Source organism: Serratia sp. HMSC15F11 (genome assembly GCF_001808215.1).
GTDB lineage: Bacteria > Pseudomonadota > Gammaproteobacteria > Enterobacterales > Enterobacteriaceae > Serratia > Serratia nevei.
This window is the reverse complement of the sequence record NZ_KV792450.1, coordinates 1-15,643: the sequence shown is the minus strand read 5'-3', so window position 1 is coordinate 15,643 and position 15,643 is coordinate 1. Positions and strand designations below refer to the sequence as shown.

Annotated in this window: 18 protein-coding genes and 1 pseudogene; 15 read left to right on the top strand and 4 right to left on the bottom strand. The window is 56.7% G+C overall.

Annotated features, from left to right (window positions below):
- Positions 1–10: 10 nt before the first annotated feature.
- Positions 11–847 carry an aldose epimerase family protein gene (locus HMPREF3138_RS10590; protein WP_038881136.1) on the top strand — a complete coding sequence of 279 codons (837 nt, stop codon included), beginning with the start codon at positions 11–13 and terminating at the stop codon, positions 845–847.
- Between the two features lie 37 nt (positions 848–884).
- Here the strand turns inward: HMPREF3138_RS10590 and ybjG are convergent, their stop codons facing one another.
- Together ybjG and HMPREF3138_RS10580 are read right to left on the bottom strand one after the other, a co-directional pair.
- The gene (gene ybjG, locus HMPREF3138_RS10585) at positions 885–1,490 is read right to left on the bottom strand and encodes an undecaprenyl-diphosphate phosphatase (RefSeq protein ID WP_038881139.1); all 606 of its coding nucleotides are present in this window, start codon (positions 1,488–1,490) and stop codon (positions 885–887) included.
- A gap of 5 nt (positions 1,491–1,495) precedes the next feature.
- Complete coding sequence (locus HMPREF3138_RS10580) at positions 1,496–2,230, bottom strand: phosphatase PAP2 family protein (RefSeq protein WP_038881142.1); 735 nt, start codon at positions 2,228–2,230, stop codon at positions 1,496–1,498.
- Positions 2,231–2,377: 147 nt separating this feature from the next.
- Between HMPREF3138_RS10580 and HMPREF3138_RS10575 the strand changes: the two genes are divergently transcribed.
- Both HMPREF3138_RS10575 and eco read left to right on the top strand, forming a co-directional pair.
- Complete coding sequence (locus HMPREF3138_RS10575; RefSeq protein ID WP_038881209.1) at positions 2,378–3,223, top strand: 5'-methylthioadenosine/S-adenosylhomocysteine nucleosidase; 846 nt, start codon at positions 2,378–2,380, stop codon at positions 3,221–3,223.
- 140 nt (positions 3,224–3,363) lie between these two features.
- Entirely contained in the window at positions 3,364–3,876 is a 513-nt protein-coding gene (gene eco / locus HMPREF3138_RS10570) for a serine protease inhibitor ecotin (RefSeq protein ID WP_038881146.1), read from the top strand.
- A 55-nt stretch (positions 3,877–3,931) separates the two neighbouring features.
- Here eco and HMPREF3138_RS10565 read toward each other — a convergent pair whose 3' ends face one another.
- Positions 3,932–4,837 (bottom strand): LysR family transcriptional regulator, encoded by a 906-nt coding sequence (locus HMPREF3138_RS10565; RefSeq protein ID WP_050572064.1) that lies wholly within the window; start codon positions 4,835–4,837, stop codon positions 3,932–3,934.
- A 112-nt stretch (positions 4,838–4,949) separates the two neighbouring features.
- Here HMPREF3138_RS10565 and HMPREF3138_RS10560 point away from each other — a divergent pair, with 112 nt between their 5' ends.
- The 9 genes and pseudogenes from HMPREF3138_RS10560 (at position 4,950) to HMPREF3138_RS10520 (ending at position 13,199) form a co-directional block, all read left to right on the top strand.
- Entirely contained in the window at positions 4,950–6,065 is a 1,116-nt protein-coding gene (locus HMPREF3138_RS10560; RefSeq protein WP_038881149.1) for a four-carbon acid sugar kinase family protein, read from the top strand.
- Positions 6,062–7,063, top strand: coding sequence for a 4-hydroxythreonine-4-phosphate dehydrogenase PdxA (gene pdxA / locus HMPREF3138_RS10555; protein ID WP_038881152.1), 1,002 nt, complete (start codon positions 6,062–6,064; stop codon positions 7,061–7,063). The genes HMPREF3138_RS10560 and pdxA overlap by 4 nt, the downstream gene beginning before the upstream one ends.
- 38 nt (positions 7,064–7,101) lie before the next feature.
- On the top strand, positions 7,102–7,794 hold the full coding sequence (locus HMPREF3138_RS10550; RefSeq protein WP_038881156.1) for a beta/alpha barrel domain-containing protein: 693 nt from the start codon (positions 7,102–7,104) through the stop codon (positions 7,792–7,794).
- Positions 7,795–7,976: 182 nt separating this feature from the next.
- Positions 7,977–8,327, top strand: coding sequence for a hypothetical protein (locus tag HMPREF3138_RS10545; protein WP_134267038.1), 351 nt, complete (start codon positions 7,977–7,979; stop codon positions 8,325–8,327).
- A gap of 579 nt (positions 8,328–8,906) precedes the next feature.
- Positions 8,907–10,187 carry a Tle-like phospholipase domain-containing protein gene (locus HMPREF3138_RS10540; protein WP_223294899.1) on the top strand — a complete coding sequence of 427 codons (1,281 nt, stop codon included), beginning with the start codon at positions 8,907–8,909 and terminating at the stop codon, positions 10,185–10,187.
- Positions 10,184–10,957 carry an ankyrin repeat domain-containing protein gene (locus HMPREF3138_RS10535; RefSeq protein WP_038881165.1) on the top strand — a complete coding sequence of 258 codons (774 nt, stop codon included), beginning with the start codon at positions 10,184–10,186 and terminating at the stop codon, positions 10,955–10,957. Before HMPREF3138_RS10540 ends, HMPREF3138_RS10535 begins: the two co-directional genes overlap by 4 nt.
- A gap of 89 nt (positions 10,958–11,046) precedes the next feature.
- Positions 11,047–11,790 carry an ankyrin repeat domain-containing protein gene (locus HMPREF3138_RS10530; RefSeq protein WP_038881168.1) on the top strand — a complete coding sequence of 248 codons (744 nt, stop codon included), beginning with the start codon at positions 11,047–11,049 and terminating at the stop codon, positions 11,788–11,790.
- A 167-nt stretch (positions 11,791–11,957) separates the two neighbouring features.
- Positions 11,958–12,936: pseudogene (locus HMPREF3138_RS10525) on the top strand (replication endonuclease); the annotation flags it as partial.
- An 80-nt stretch (positions 12,937–13,016) separates the two neighbouring features.
- The gene (locus HMPREF3138_RS10520) at positions 13,017–13,199 is read left to right on the top strand and encodes a hypothetical protein (RefSeq protein ID WP_230201374.1); all 183 of its coding nucleotides are present in this window, start codon (positions 13,017–13,019) and stop codon (positions 13,197–13,199) included.
- A 32-nt stretch (positions 13,200–13,231) separates the two neighbouring features.
- Here the strand turns inward: HMPREF3138_RS10520 and HMPREF3138_RS26310 are convergent, their stop codons facing one another.
- Complete coding sequence (locus tag HMPREF3138_RS26310; protein WP_139145145.1) at positions 13,232–13,492, bottom strand: hypothetical protein; 261 nt, start codon at positions 13,490–13,492, stop codon at positions 13,232–13,234.
- 156 nt (positions 13,493–13,648) lie between these two features.
- Here HMPREF3138_RS26310 and HMPREF3138_RS10510 point away from each other — a divergent pair, with 156 nt between their 5' ends.
- From HMPREF3138_RS10510 to HMPREF3138_RS10505, 3 genes are all read left to right on the top strand, one after another.
- Complete coding sequence (locus HMPREF3138_RS10510) at positions 13,649–14,350, top strand: hypothetical protein (RefSeq protein ID WP_038881175.1); 702 nt, start codon at positions 13,649–13,651, stop codon at positions 14,348–14,350.
- 653 nt (positions 14,351–15,003) lie between these two features.
- Positions 15,004–15,258 carry a type II toxin-antitoxin system HicA family toxin gene (locus tag HMPREF3138_RS25465; RefSeq protein ID WP_071605322.1) on the top strand — a complete coding sequence of 85 codons (255 nt, stop codon included), beginning with the start codon at positions 15,004–15,006 and terminating at the stop codon, positions 15,256–15,258.
- Positions 15,255–15,599 (top strand): type II toxin-antitoxin system HicB family antitoxin, encoded by a 345-nt coding sequence (locus tag HMPREF3138_RS10505; protein WP_223294898.1) that lies wholly within the window; start codon positions 15,255–15,257, stop codon positions 15,597–15,599. Before HMPREF3138_RS25465 ends, HMPREF3138_RS10505 begins: the two co-directional genes overlap by 4 nt.
- The last annotated feature ends 44 nt before the right edge of the window (positions 15,600–15,643 follow it).

The window sequence follows — 15,643 nt, the reverse complement described above, 5'->3', positions numbered from 1 at the left end:
GGGAAAAAAGATGAAGATCAACATCGATCTGGCTCCTGAAGCTTTCGGGGCGCATCGGCAGGAACTGTTCCGCAATGCGGATTTCGCGGTGAGCACGCATCGCTGCACAGAACGCGGGCCGATGCTGACGTTGGCAAATCATCGTGGCGCACTGACGGTTTTGCCGTATCAGGGCCTCGCGATCTGGGACGCCGAGTTTGACGGTTATTCGCTGAAGTCGGGCCGCCGCAGCGTAAAGGGCGCCGGAAGAAAGCGCGCTGGCGATGCCGCGTTCTGTCCTGCCTGGCCGAATCAGGACGGTGAGCCGCTGCAGATGCAACGCGTGTGGCTCCAACTGGCGGGCGATGAGCTGTCGTTGCACGGCGAGGGGGAGCGGGCGGGGGGGCGTTGGCGCATCGGCCCGGCGCTGCGTCTGGCGGCGCAGAGCGCGCAGTTCGCCATTGAGATGCAGGTCACCAACCTGGCCGAGCGGCCGCAGCCGCTGCAGTATGTGTGCCGCCTCAATTACGATTGCATTCCCGATGCGGTATTCCGCCAGAATCTGCCGGCGCCGGCGCTGTTGGGGGATGCGCTCGGGCGGGAGCTGCTGTGCTCCGACGATCTGTCGCGCTACGTGGATCAGGCCGAGTTCTTTATGCTGGCGCCGCAAGGCCGGCGCTATGTGACGCGCTTCGCCACCGGGCAATTCAACTATGGTCTTCGACGCATCGCCGTTCAGGGCAACCGGCGGCTGCTGGCTTTTATCCAGCCGGCGAACTGTCGCCCGAATGCGCCGGAAGGAGAGGCAGAGGTGATGCTGGGAGCGGGAAAAACGCGGGCGTTTTGCGTGACCACCGGCGTGGTGTGAAATAACGGGGCGGTAACGCCCCGGTCATGTTGTGCGGTTACTCTTTCACCCAGCCACGGCGAATGGCGAAGGCGAACAGGAAACGATACAGGCGCGACAGCTTGTCGGCGATGGCATCGCCGAACAGATTCCACACCAGCTGGGCGAACAGGCAGCCGACCAGGCCGAGCAGGAAACCGCCGACCATATCCAGCGGCCAGTGCACGCCGAGGTAAACGCGTGACCAGGCGATGCCGACGGCGACGATCATCAGCAGCACGCCGGACCAGACCCGGTGCCAGAACAGGAACGCCAGCGCAAAGGTAAAGATGGCGGTGCCGTGATCGCTCGGGAACGAGCTGTCCGGCGCATGTGCCAGGAAGGTATAGCCAACGCCGGCGACGAACGGGCGCTCATGCGGCAGCAGCGCGCCGATGGTGGCGGCGGCGAGCATGGCGAACAGCAGCGCGATAGTGGTTTTCGCCACCACCTGGCGCTGCGATGCCAGCTGGCTTTGCGGCCCCCACAGCCACAGGCCGACGATCAGCAGCGGCACGATGATGATCAGATCGCGCGCCAAAAAGGTGGCGAAATCGATCATCCACTCGGGAGACGCCGGGGTCGCATTGATCCAGGCGAAAAGAAAATGGTTCAACTGTTCCATAACCGTTACCTCGTCTTGCGGCGCCAATAGCCGCTAACCGTCCAATAAATAGCCAACTGGCTTAACCAAACCCACCAACCCGCCCACAGGTTATGGGTAAGAAAATGGGCGCCGCGCATGATCTGGCCAAAGCCCATCACCATGCCGAGCGCAATGCCGCCGCACCAGCACCACCAGGCCAGGCGCGGACGCTGCGGATAAAACAGGAAAAACAACGCCATGACCGCGAAACCGCTCGAGGCGTGCCCGCCGGGGAAGCAGCGGCCGGGGCCCGGCAGCGCCGGTACCGCGCCGAACAGCGGGAAGGACATCGCCTTGCCGCCGTACTCGATCAGATCCCACGGGCAGGAGTGCGCGCTGGTGGCCTTGAGAATGCCTACCACCAACGGGCCGATCCCGATCAACAGCATGGTCACGATCAGGCGCGCGCTGCGGCGATAGATGCCCCAAAACAGCGTCAGTACCGCCCCGACGATCACTATTTGCTTCAGCAGGCGGTGGTTGATCAGATCCAGCCAATAATTGTTTTGCCACGGGAAATGCCCGCTGGCGGGATCGTACCAAGAGTTGCTGATCGCCCAGTCCAGCTGTTCGTTGCGGGAGAGCCACAGGAATACCAGGCCGCTGATCAGCAGGCCAAAAACCTGCCAACGGTAAAAGGATGCCGGCAGGGAGTAAAGGGCGGTTGTCTTAATTTGCGGTGTCGTTGAGGATTGATTTAATGACGATTCTGGATTCACGCGCAGGCTCGGTGACAGGATTGAATAACGCCACTGTAATAATTCTGTCTTAAGAAAACCTTAGTCCACCGGTAAGAAAACCCTGTCCGACGCTACCGCCTTCGGCTAAGGTAATCGTTTGCTTTTTTTCGGGATGAGAGGGTGATGATGAAGAATAAAGCGCGTGTCTTACTGTTGGCGGCCGCCGGTGCGGCCTTTTCTCCGCTGTGCTTTGGCCAACCGGCGGCCGCTGGGCCTATCGTGGTGCAGGGCGCCATGCCGGTGGAGGCGGAACGTTTCGCCCAGCGGTTGGTGAACCCGCGCGAGGAGCAGATCGGTGGCTGGCGCTTTTGGCACGGCACCGTAGACGGCTACCCGGTGGTGGTGTCGGAGACGCTGAAGGGCATGTCCAACGCTGCGGCGGCCACGGCGATTGCCGCCACGCAGTTTCACCCGGTGGCGATCATTAACCAGGGTACCGCCGGCGGCCATGACCCGGCACTGAAAGTGTATGACATCGTGCTGGGCAAATATTCGGTCAATCTCGGCGCGTTCAAAACGCCGGCCAAGGCGTTGGGGGAAGGCAGCGACTCGCGGCAGTGGCAGCCGATGGATCTGTTGGCTTCCAAGGGCAGCGCCGGCGAGGACAAAAAGGCGCACAGCCTGCGTCAGTTTCCCGCCGACCCCAACCTGCTGGCGATTGCGCAAAGCGTTAAGAGCGATTACCGACAGGGCAAGGTCGTGGAAGGGGTGATCGGCTCGGCCGACGTGTGGAACAGCGAGCTGGACCGTATTCGTTATTTCCACGACCGCTACCGGACGTCGGTCGAAGAGATGGAGACCGCCTCCGCCGCGCAGATCGCCGCCGAATTCAAGGTGCCGTTTGTCGGCATTCGCGTGTTGTCCAACAACATCACCAACCAAGGCAAGTACGATCCGCAAACCGGGCTGGCATGCCAGGATTATGTCTATCAGGTGGTGAAGGCCTATATCGCTAACCTGAAGAAACACTGAGTCATTGCTCCGGTTAATTGACGATATTAGGCGATTGTCACTACTGATAGCCTATTGTAAAGAAGATTAAACCTGTGGCGAGCTTGGCGGTAGTGTATTAGTTTATAGGCGGATTATTTGACAAAGTGTAGGGATAAAACATGAACAAGGCATCCGTTGTATTTTCCGGCCTGCTGATGGCCGTTTCCGCCGGCGCCATGGCGGCTACCTCTGGCGATGATGCGGATATCAGCAAACAGCCGCTGGAAAAGGTCGCGCCTTACCCGAAAGCCGAGAAGGGCATGAATCGCCAGGTGATCTACCTGCCGAAGCAAGAGCATGAAGAGAACTACAAGGTGGAACTGCTGATCGGCAAGGTGCTGGAAGTGGACTGCAACCGCCACATGATCGGCGGTACGCTGGAGACTAAAACCCTCTCCGGTTGGGGCTATGATTACCTGGTGCTGGAGAAGCTGTCCGAACCAGCCTCGACCATGATGGCCTGCCCGGACAACACCAAGACCAAGCAATTCATCGCCGCTAATCTGGGCGACGCCGCGATGCAGCGCTACAACAGCCGCCTGCCGATCGTGGTGTATGCGCCGAAAGACGCGGAAGTAAAATACCGCATCTGGAAAGCCGAAGATACCGTAAGCCAGGCCGAGCAGAAGTAATCGCCGCCTGATGCCACTCCGCTTGCCCTGCGCGGCAGGCGGAGACTTTTCCCCGTTACGCCTTCCCTTCGCTCGCCAACACCGCCCGTTCGGTTTCTTCGCCCATGGCGACCAGCCAGGCCAATACCGTTGAGAATATCGCATCGTCCTGGCCGTCGGCCTGGGTCATCAGCACATAATCCGTCCCGTCAGGCGCAAAGCCATATGGCGCCACCAGCGCGCCGTTGACGATATCATCCGCCACCAGCGCCAACGGGCCGATGCCGATACCGGCACCGGCGACCGCCGCCTGCAGGCTGAGATAGAAATGTTCGAAACGCAGCTCGTTGCCCGGCCGGATCTCGATGCCGCTGTGGGCGCACCAGTCGCGCCAGGCGTGCGGGCGCGTCTCGGTGTGGAGCAGGGTGCCGCGCAGTTCACGCCCCGTCGCGGCATGTTCCCGGCGGCAAACCGGGCCGACCCGTTCTTTGAGGAACGGGCGGGCGACCACGTCGTCGGCGATCGGGAAATCGTTGCGGCGAATCGCCAGATCGATGCCTTCACGCGAGAAGGCGACGGCGCCGCCGGCGGAGACCAGCTGCAAATCGCGTTCTTTCCCCACCGCCTGCTGCAAACCGGCCAGACGCGGGATCAGCCAGCGGATCAGAAAGGTCGGCTCGCAGGAGATCACCAACGGGCGATTCTGATGATGCCGACAGGCGCGGTCGATCGCCGACTGCAGGTTGTCCAGCCCCCGGCCGATCTCGCTCGCCAGCTCTTGCGCCTGCGGCGTCGGATGCACCATGCGGCTGGTGCGTTGAAACAGCGCGAATCCCAGGGTCTGCTCGAATTCGCGCACCGCGCGGCTGACGGCGCCGTCGGTGACGTTGAGAGATTTGGCGGCTTTCGACACGCTGCCGTACCGCACCGTAGCTTCGAAAGCTCGCAATACCGCCAGGTTAGGCAATCTTCGTTGACGCACTGCACCCCCTTTTGATTGAGTTTTTTTCAATCATCGATACTACGCAAATCGTTTTTTATTGCCAGCCAAATCAGCCAAAGTGTGCATCACTTTCCACTTACGGGTAACTGCGATGATTGCCATTCTCGCCGATGATCTTACCAGCGCGCTCGACGGTGCGGCTCCGTTCGCCGCACGCGGACTGAATGCCTGCGTCATGCTGCGCCTGCCCGATGCCGCGTTGCAGGGCGCTGAGATCGTCGCCTTCGATTTAGATTCCCGCTTCGTTTCGCCGGAGCAGGCGGAGCAGCGTTTTCGTCATGCCGCCGCCTGCGTGAAGCGGGCGCGCCTCATCTACAAAACGGTGGATTCCACGCTGCGCGGCAATCTGGGGCCGGAAACGCGCGGGGCGCTGACGGGCAGCGGGCGCCGTCTCGCCATCGTCGCGCCGGCCTTCCCGGATGCCGGCCGCACCACGGTGGATGGCCGGCAATACGTCGACGGCGTCGCGCTGGAGCAGACCGCCTTTGCGCGCGATCCGAAGAACCCGATCGTCACCGGCTACGTCATGGAGCGCATGGCGGGGCTGGAGCAGACGCGCTTTCAGGTATTCGACGCCGCAGACAACGGCGAGTTGGATGAGGTCGTGAGGCGGATCGGCATTGCCGAACCGGTGGTGTGGGTGGGATCGCCGGGCCTGGCGGCGGCGCTGTCGCGTGCGTTGTCCCCCGGGGATAACGCGCCGCCCGCTCAACCACCGCTGAGAGCCCGCAAGGTGCTGGTGGCGATTGGCAGCCTGCATCCGGCGAATGCCGCCCAGCTGGCAAGCCTGCGGCAGGCGGGCGCGGTTCTGGTCACGCTGCCTGAAGCGGCCGATCCCGAGGCGGTAGCGCAAGAGGTGCGCGCGGCGTTTGCGCGTGCCGATGTGGTTTGCCTGATATCGCCCCGGGCGCGAGCGGCCGTGGCGGATCATGCCGCTGCGCTGGGCGCGGTCGTCAGCCGTTGCACGGAAGCTTTCGACGGGTTGGTGGCGACCGGCGGGGATACCGCGCGGCGCATCGTCGACGCTATGGCGGCCGGCTCATTGACGCTGTTCGGTGAGGTGGAACCCGGCGTGCCTTTCGGGTTGTTGAATCTGCCGGGCCGCAGGCTGCCGTTCGCCACCAAGGCGGGCGGTTTTGGCCGGGCTGCCACGTTGTTGAACTGCGTAACCCGGTTGCGCGCTGACCGAGAAGGAGAAGAACGATGACCCTTTCCACTTTGCCGCTGGCGATAACCATGGGCGATCCCGCCGGCATCGGGCCGGAGATCATTGCCAAACTGGCGGCCACAGAGCGGTTGAGCACGCCTTATGTGGTGATTGGCGATGCCGGTGCCCTGGCGCGCGCGGCGGCCAGTCTGGGGCTGACGCTGCCTATCCGCGAGCTGCCCGCCTCGCTGGCGGGATGGGACGAAGCCTGGCGGCGGGGGGAGACCGCCGTCTATTCCGCCGGCGTTGCGCTGCCGGCGGACTTGCCTCTCGGCAGGCTCGATAAGCGCGCGGGCGCGGCGTCTTATGCCTGGGTGGTTGCCGCCATCGATCTGGCGTTGGCGGGGCGCATCGCCGGCATCGTCACCGCACCGCTGAACAAGGAAGCGATGCGCCTGGCGGGGATCGATTATCCGGGGCACACCGAGATCCTGGCGGCGCGCTCGGGCACCCAGGACTTCGCCATGATGCTGGCCAACGACGAGCTGCGGGTGATCCTGGTTTCCATTCACGTTTCGCTGCGGGACGCCATCGACGCGGCGACCGTGGAAAACGAGCTGCGCGCGTTTCATCTGGCGCAAACGGCCTGTCGGGCGCTGGGCATAGCGAAACCGCGCATTGCGGTGGCCGGCCTGAATCCGCACGCCGGGGAGAATGGCCTGTTCGGCCGCGAAGATCTTGATGTCATCGTGCCCGCCATCGCCCTGGCGCGGGAACAGGGGTTGGACGTCAGCGGCCCCTGGCCGGGCGATACCGTTTTCATGCGTGCCCGGCGCGGGGAGTTCGACATTGTGGTCGCCCAATATCACGACCAGGGCCTGATCCCGGTGAAATATCTCGGGGTGGATCACGGCGTTAACGTCACCGTCGGCCTGCCGTTTATCCGCACCTCGGTCGACCACGGTACGGCGTTCGATATCGCGGGCAGCGGACGGGCGGAACACGCCAGCCTGCTGTACGCCTTCCGGCAGGCGGAAAAAATGCTGCGCGCCCAATAACTCACATCACCTGAAGACAATGACAATAAGGAAACACCATGCACACACCCGAGTTTATTTTCATGCTGACGCGCAACGACAGTACGGTGCCCGATGCGCAAGCGCGGCTACCAGAAGTGCTGGCTGCCGGCGTGAAGCATATCGGCTTTAAGGATATTGGTCTGCCGCTGGATCAACTCAAACTGTTGGCGCGGGCAATTCACGCCGGCGGCGCCACCGCTTATCTGGAAGTGGTTAGCCTGGATGAGGACAGCGAGATGAATTCGGCGCGCGCGGCGCTGGCGTTGGGCGTTGATGTATTGATGGGGGGAACGCGGCCGGAAAGCGTGCTGCCGATCATTCGTCAGTCTGGCCTGCGCTACTATCCGTTCGCCGGCCGCATCAGCGGCCACCCCAGCGTGCTGGAAGGTGACATTGACGATATTGTCGCCAGCGCCCGCCAGCGCGCCGCTTTACCGGGCGTGACAGGGCTGGATCTGCTGGCCTACCGCTTCGCCGGTGACGTGCCGACATTGATTCGTCGGGTGTGCGATGCGGTCGACAAACCGGTTTATATCGCCGGGTCCATCGACCGGGAAGATCGCATCGCCGCCGTGGTGACGGGCAATGCGGTTGGCTTCACCGTCGGTACCGCGGCGCTGGACGGCGTGTTTCCCGCCGACAAGCCGGGGCTGACGGCGCAAATCAACGCCGTGAAATGCCTGATTGGCAATGTGATCCGCAAACTGTAACGCGTCTCCATCCGGTTCTTTCCACGGCGATGGGATGGTTATCTCATTCGTTGAAGAGTTAATTTGCATGGCTTCTCTTTTTTAATGCTCTTGCGAGCAGGCACGCCCTTGGGCGCTCGCCGACGTTTACCCGGCAAAATAGCGTAATTGCCGCCAGGTTCAATATATAGAGGGAGTGAAAAATGAGTAAAGGGTTAGGGAGTGCCGTTGTGGCGCTGAGCCTGTTGTTAACCGGCTGCGATACTTTCAGCCTGCTGCGCGATCAAAAGATCGCCGACGCCTTTCACGTCGGCGCCGACAAGCGCTCGGTCAGCCGGGATTTCGGCGCGCCGATCGCCACTCGGCCGACGCTGAACGGCCAGGGCGTGTGCCACGACTACAACCACCGCTTGCCGAACGGCACCGTGACGCCGTTCTACGTCGGCTTCAGAAACAGCGACGGCAAAGTGGTGGCCTTTGGCCCCACCACCTGCGGGGAAGCGCAGGCCAACGGCAACCTGAACAGTGATGAACCTATCAAACAGCGGTTCTAGACGGGCATTGCTGCGCCGGCCTGGGGCCGGCGCAGCAAAAGCAGCCCAGCAACGTCGGGTGTGCCATTTTTCTTTTTCTCTATATCCCTTCTGATTTTCCGCCAGGCTTTTATCTGAGATTTATTTTCCTATGGCGTTTGCCAGACGCCGCTGCCGAAAAACGCCATGCATGGATTTCCTCCACCGAGCGTTACGGTGTGAACAGCAAGACAACAAAGCAATCTTTGCTGAATTATGCTAGTTTTTCGAACATTCACGGACATGCAGTGACTTGCAAGATAAGGATATCCAATGCGTTATCGTTCGCTAAATCTCGGCGAGGTGACAAGGAAAGGGGCCGGAACGCCGCCCCAGGGAAGCGACGTATGGGCTGGTGCCGTATGAAGCTGCTCTCTCTTTTCTGAACACACGGCGCCGGAAAGTTTCTCCCGGATACTCACCCCGACACAAGCGTGCCATGAGCTGGAACGGCATTATCTGTTCGGCGGCGCAGCCGGCATATCGATAAGCAGCCGGTATTCCATAACCCGTAATACTCAATCCGGTATTGGCGTCACCGGTTATCGTGAGGACGCGGCTGTGAAGCGCAGCGTGTTCGATGATCTCAATCGGGGCGGTTTGCTGGCGATTGATGAGGGAATGGGCGCCTGGACGCCGACCAAATACGCGTTTTACATCGACGCGGAAGGCCGATTACAGCGCTATCCCGGTAGCTCTCTTCCTGCCTTTTATCCTACTGGGCGCGTGATCGCCCGCTATGAAGAAATGGTCAACCGCTATGCTCATCGGGCAAAACCGACGGTGCTGCCGGCGAGGCAGAATACGACCCGGAATCCCCCTCTGCAGCAAGCCATCGCTACCGCAGTGGCGACCGTTGCCGCCACGGTGCAGGCCATCCGTCCGATGACCAAGGCGGAACGCTGGCAAGAACGCCAGTACCTGATAGGGCGAGGCAACCGCAGCATTTACCCGGATGCGCGCATGGCGGCACAGCGATTGGCGGAGAACAACGTCGCGGTCGAAAAGGCGAAGCTGGCTGAGAATGTTTACAAGACCACTAATCCGCTCAAGGACACGATAGACATCCCTGAAGGCTGGAAGGACATCAGTAACAATGATGGGGCGCTGGGCCGGCTTGGTTTGAGCAGTAACATGCTTTATGACAAACCAATGAATCCTGACTTTTTAGCCCGAGTTTATCAGCCAGACGAAAGTGTCTTTGGTAAGGCGATGAATCCGACGTTGGTGTTCCGTGGATCGCGTGCGCCCGAGTTCCCGGAGGGAATAAGCAAGGCTGCCCAGAAAGCGTTACTGAATGGCGATTTGTCAGGCATTAAAAACCTGAGTGACTGGTCAAACAACGGTGCTCAGGGAATAGGGCTTAATTCTGAATACTACAAAAAAGCGGTTGGTATTGGCGATAAAATTTCAAAGGTATCCAATATCGACGTTGCAGGTCACTCATTAGGCGGTGGCATGGCGTCTGCTGCCTCCATGGCCAGCGGCAAGCCGGCTTGGACGTTTAATGCCGCTGGATTGCATGCGGGAACCGTAGAAAAATACGGCGGTTCGATTATAGGCAGTACCGATAATATTCAGGCGTATCGCGTGAAAGGGGAGCTGTTGACCAAGCTGCAGGAGGTTGATTTGTGGGAGGATGCTAAAGACCTCAAATTTTATCCGCCCGCAGTGGTGGCGAAAGAACGGTTGTCCATGTTGGCGCCTGACGCCGTGGGAGTAAAACACACGCTTTCCGGTGGAACAGGTTCACTGCTGGATAAGCACGGTATAGACCAGGCGATACAGTGCATTGAAAATGAAAAAGACGATGACATTGCCACAATCAAGGGAAGAATATGAAAAAGCTTATTCTCATTATCACGATGGTAGTGTCTACGCTCATCATGCAAGGGTGCAAACAAGGTATGGATTTACAACCGCAGGATTATTTTGACGGTCAGCAATTGGACATTGCCAAAGCCATCTATGATGGTGATAGGCCGCAGTTGGATAAACTGTTGTCATCAGTAAACAAAGAGATCTTAAATCGTCCAGCTAAGGAAGAAATGACCTTATTGTTCTGGGCAATAAACAATGCCATCTATGATAAAACCACACCTGAAAGGCTGAAAATTATCACTGATTTGGTAAAAGCCGGCGCAGATCCTTTACAGCCTCAACCCAACACGCCAGGTAGCCCCGCTGAGTTTGTTATGAAGGCGGATAAAGGCATCTGGATACAGGCTATGTTAGAGGGCGGACTTTCTCCAAATGTTAGGGATAAGGTTCATAATCAACCCATTATATTTAATAGCATCTTTGCAAAAAACACAGAAACATTAGAGGTCATGTTGGAGCATGGTGCTGATATAAATATAAGAAATTCACTGGGTGATACGTTACTCATCGATGCTTTAGACTATCACTCCTATGACCACGTCATTCTTCTATTAGAAAAAGGCGCCGATAGCGATATAAGAGGCAACTCGGGTTGGACGATGGGCAATCAGCTGCAACGGCTGATTAATAGGAGTCAGGACGGCAGTGAGGCGAAAGAGTCTCTTGAACGCATCAGAGACGAGCTAATTAAGCGTGGCGGGAAATGGCCGCCTGCTCCTGTCAGTAAATAAGCCGTTCTCAGTATCCCAAGGGTGCAGAGGGATACTGAGACGGTAATAAAGCAAAGTTGGGCCGTGGTTATGTTAAAAATGGAGATGGCATGAGGCACAGCGCTCTTATCATTATCATGTTGCTGTCGATGCTCATGATGCAGGGATGCGAACAAGGTAGGGATCTACAGCCACAGGATTACTTTGAAGGAAAGCAGCTGGACATCGCCAACATCATCTACGAGGGTGACAGGCAAAAGCTGGATAAGGTTTTACCGACGGTAAGCAAAGAAACGTTAAATCGGCCGGCCAAGGCGGAGATGACGTTGCTATTCTGGGCGATAAATAACGCTATCTTTGACAAGAACACGCCAGAGCGGCTCAAGATCATTACAGATTTGGTCAAGGCGGGGGCAGATCCATTACAACCTCAACCTAACACGCCAGGTAGCCCCGCTGAGTTTGTTATGAAGGCGGACAAAGGCGTCTGGATACAGGCCATGCTGGAAGGTGGCCTTTCTCCAAACGCCAGAGATAAGATTCATAATCAACCTATTATTTTTGAAAGTTTTGAAGCGAAGAATACCGAAACATTAAAGGTGCTGATTGCGTACAAAGCTGATGTTAATATCAAAGGGGCTATGAACAGAACGCCATTAATTAATGCGTTGTATAATAGTTGCCCAGAACACATTGAGGTTCTTTTGGCTCATGGCGCTAACCCCTTAGCCAAAGATGATTTTAATGACAGCTTCCTCTCTCTGATTTCTGCGGAAATAGCCAAAGGGGATAAGAGCAATGCGTACATAAAAAAGCTAATTAAAATTAAAGAAAAAATCAAACAGGTGGATTAGATAGCCTCGACTTTCATGGGGGACAATGCTGGCACTTCCCCCAGTGCAGTACCAGGACGTGATGACATACAGGAAGATGATGGGATGTGCCACCAAAGAGCACTCAGCCGGTGGTGACGAGAGTGGTGCTGTTAAGTATCGTTTGTGACGCCATCTATTTGAACAGCGGCGCCGCCAAAAACCGGTTTGACTGCAAGCACCTGAACAAAGGCGGTGCGGCGGGCTATATCGCCAAATACATTGCAAAAAACATCGACGGCTACGCGCTGGACGGCGAACGCGATCATGAAACCGGCGAGCTGTTGACTGATACGGCCGCCGCCGTCACAGCGTGGGCGTCAACGTGGCGAATCCCTCAATTCCACTTTATCGGCCTACCGTCGCGCGGCGCATGGCGCGAGTGCCGCAAGATCCGCTCTGTCAGTCTGGCCGATGAGTTTGACGAAACCGTTGAGGCGGTGCGCGCTGCTGCTGATGCAGGTGATTTTGCCGCTTACATTCTGGCACAGGGTGGCCCTAACGTTGCCCGTGACGATCAGACTGTGCGTGTTGTAGCCCGCCGGGTTGCCGACGAGCGCAACGCCTATGACGAAGAAGTGCAGAAAAATTGCGGGGATTTTTGCCCCGCACATCGGCGCCGATCGCGTTTATGAAACCCGCACCACGCAATGGCGCATCGTCGCTAAAGCCGTTGCCGTTGAGCCTTTGACTTTGAAAAGCGCCTCCGGCGCGCCTCGGAGTCCTGTCAATAACTGTGGGTTGGTCGGCAGCGGTGGTGCCGAAAATACGCAGGATGGCGAGCCTGTAGAGGCTGTGGCGGTGATGGAACACCATCCAGACACCCCAATTGACTGGGATGACATGACCGTTGCACGGTCTGTTATGGCGCGTTTACGGGCAGATGCCCCGCAGATAAACAGGCAACAGAGAGGAATTGACCCATATAAGCGTATAGAGCCTGCTGCATCGGCCAGATTGACCACTGCCGAGCGCGATCGTGTAACTAAAATTTACTCAGAGCTGGCACTACACGGCATCGAGCCGACGCGCTGGGAACTTGAGGCACTGGCGCGCGGCGCTAAAGTCAAATTTGGTGATATTTCAATGCACTATCCAGCAGTTAGCGATTGGGCGGGCTTCCAATAATTTCTTGCGCAATTAAATCTGATAAGCATATACTGTATATGCGTACAGTAATTAAGCATCGGAGGGAAAGGGTGCAAGCAGTGGATGAAGTGGTTGTTTTAGAAAGAATTGAACTCATCGCCCGTCTGGGGGTTTGTTATGAGAGCCAAGCGAAAGACAAAGACATTGCACTGATATGGATTTCAGAACTTGCGGGGGAGATGAAAAGCAGCATTGCCCCTGAAAAAGCAGAGGTGATCAGGCAGCTTGCCGCGATCTCTTAATCCATAGGTGACGTATGAGACGAGATTTAAACTTAGCCGGGGCGTTTATGGAGGCGCTGAACTTCAACGAGAACGGCAAAGGCCGCCGCATAAAGACCGTTGATTTCATTCACGCCGCAAACCGGCTCGGCACGCACATTACGTCTGAGAGCGTAATTGCATTTGACTTGATTACCCATTTGCATTTTACTTTGCGACCGTTTGAAAATTGTTTGGCCGCCGCCAACAAATCCTGACTGTAGACCCAAAGGTGAAATAATTTCGTATAATGGTCTGATGTGTGCCAAGTACATGAATTTACCGTTGCCGCTTCATGGGCTTAATTCGTGAGCAATAACCTAGCGCCCCGTGTCCCCGACTGAATGAAAACGATTGTTATCAAACATTCGATAGACGGTCATCAGCACAATATCAACGATGCAACTCTTTGGATTGATGTGAGATAGATCATGCATGCCAAACTAAACAAGTACCTTCAAATGGCTTTTAACAATGCCAACGGCAATGAGGCCGCGCAGGCATTGAAAATGCTGGCCATTACGATGCAGGAGCAGGGTGTAAACCCGGCCAGCTTACTCCAAATGAAGAACGACTCGGCCAGCAGCGCGCTGGTAGTGGAATTACGTCGTGAACTTTCCGTTCTGAAAACAGATTACAACGGCATGGTAGACCGTTATAACACTGTTGTACGTGCCTATAAGGCCCGTGGTGAGAAGATTGCAGCTCTAGAGTCGTTGTCCGAAAATGGCACCGCAGAGACGCAGGAGGGCCCTGAGCAGCAACATGAGGGATCTATTGCTGATCAAATCCGTAAAATGAAGAATGTCACGGCGGATCTGGCTAATCACCCGAAAGCAAAAGCCACGAGACGCCTGTCTGGTGACTTGGCTGCGCAGAATGAGCAGTTTAAAGGAAGTTGGAACTATCAGGAACCTAGTCAGAACAGTAAGTATGGTGATGCACACTATAGCTATAACTACGGCGACACCCTGCATATTTGGATCAGTAAATCGGAAACTAGCGACGGGTTTTCCGTGTCTGTCGTGACGATTGGCCCGCGTGGCGGCCGAAAGGACCCTAGTTATCACTCTTTTAAAGATGAGGCCGCACTGATGGACTGGTTACTGAAAAAGTGGGGGGTGTTGAAGTGAAACACCTAGCCCAGGATATAATGTGGCATAGAGATATCTCGAGATTACAGAAGCAGTCCCTATGACGTAAGCCGCATTGTCACTTGTATACCAGAAGAATGTCCGCTCCTCGCTACCTGTTAACAAAGTACGTGACTTGCCTTATTGTTTATCTGATATGCCCAAAGGAATGTAAGTACCCAACTGAAGAGGCGAATTGTTACATCAAGCACCAGTCCGGCCACGTTTTCAGGCTGATTGACGAGGGGCGTTATCAGCACAATACATATCTTTTTGTCTGCTGATAGCCCATGCATGCATTGAGTGCATGAAATCGCATGACGATCCAGTGTTGTTTTTACCCCCGCAGCTCCAGCATTGGCGCGGATCGCGCCGGATCATGCAACTGCATGAAAAGCGATACATGAAGCGGGCAGGCGAGGCGGGGATAGCATTGCGCGCAAGCCGTGTTGAACCCCTCCCAAAAGAGCCGCCAGCGTCCCGTCATGGCGATTTATCGCAATACTTGCATGAGAATGGGGTTTGATGTCGTGGCGCCATGATGGCGCTCTCAGGCGCTTACAGCGCACTGCATAACATTGCTAATCAATGACACCAAAAAACGACACCATAATATTCTTGCAATGGTGTCATAAAGTGATACTATAAACCCCATGAACAAACGACACCAAAAAACGCTGTCAGATGTGTTTGCCCGGCCTGTCAACGGTTCTATAAAGTGGTCTGATATTGAGGCGCTTTTTACCGCATTAGGGGCGGAGATTCACGAAAGGGAAGGTTCTAGGATCGCGGTGCTGTTGAAAGGTGAAAAAAGAGTCTTTCACCGGCCACACCCCAGACCTACCACTGACAAGGGGGCGGTTAACTCTATTCGGATCTGGTTGGATAGCTTAGGAATAAAACCATGATGAATAACACACTGAAAATTGACGGCCATACGGCCGTCATCAACTTCGACCCTGAAATTGAAATGTTCCGGGGCGAGTTTGTCGGGCTGAACGGTGGCGCCGACTTCTACGCCTACAGCGTGGACGAGCTGAAGAAAGAAGGCGCGATCTCACTCGCGGTCTTTCTCGATGAGTGCCATAAAGACGGCATCGAGCCTTACAAGTCGTACAGCGGCAAAGTAACCACCCGCCTGTCGCCGGAACGCCATCAGGCGTTAGCCATTGCCGCTCAGGCCACCGGGCAGTCGATTAATGAACTGCTGAATGAAGGTGTTGATCTGGTTATCGAAAAGCATTCCTGATCCAGCGCCAACAAAAAGGTTCATCGCGCTTTAGCGTGAACCAA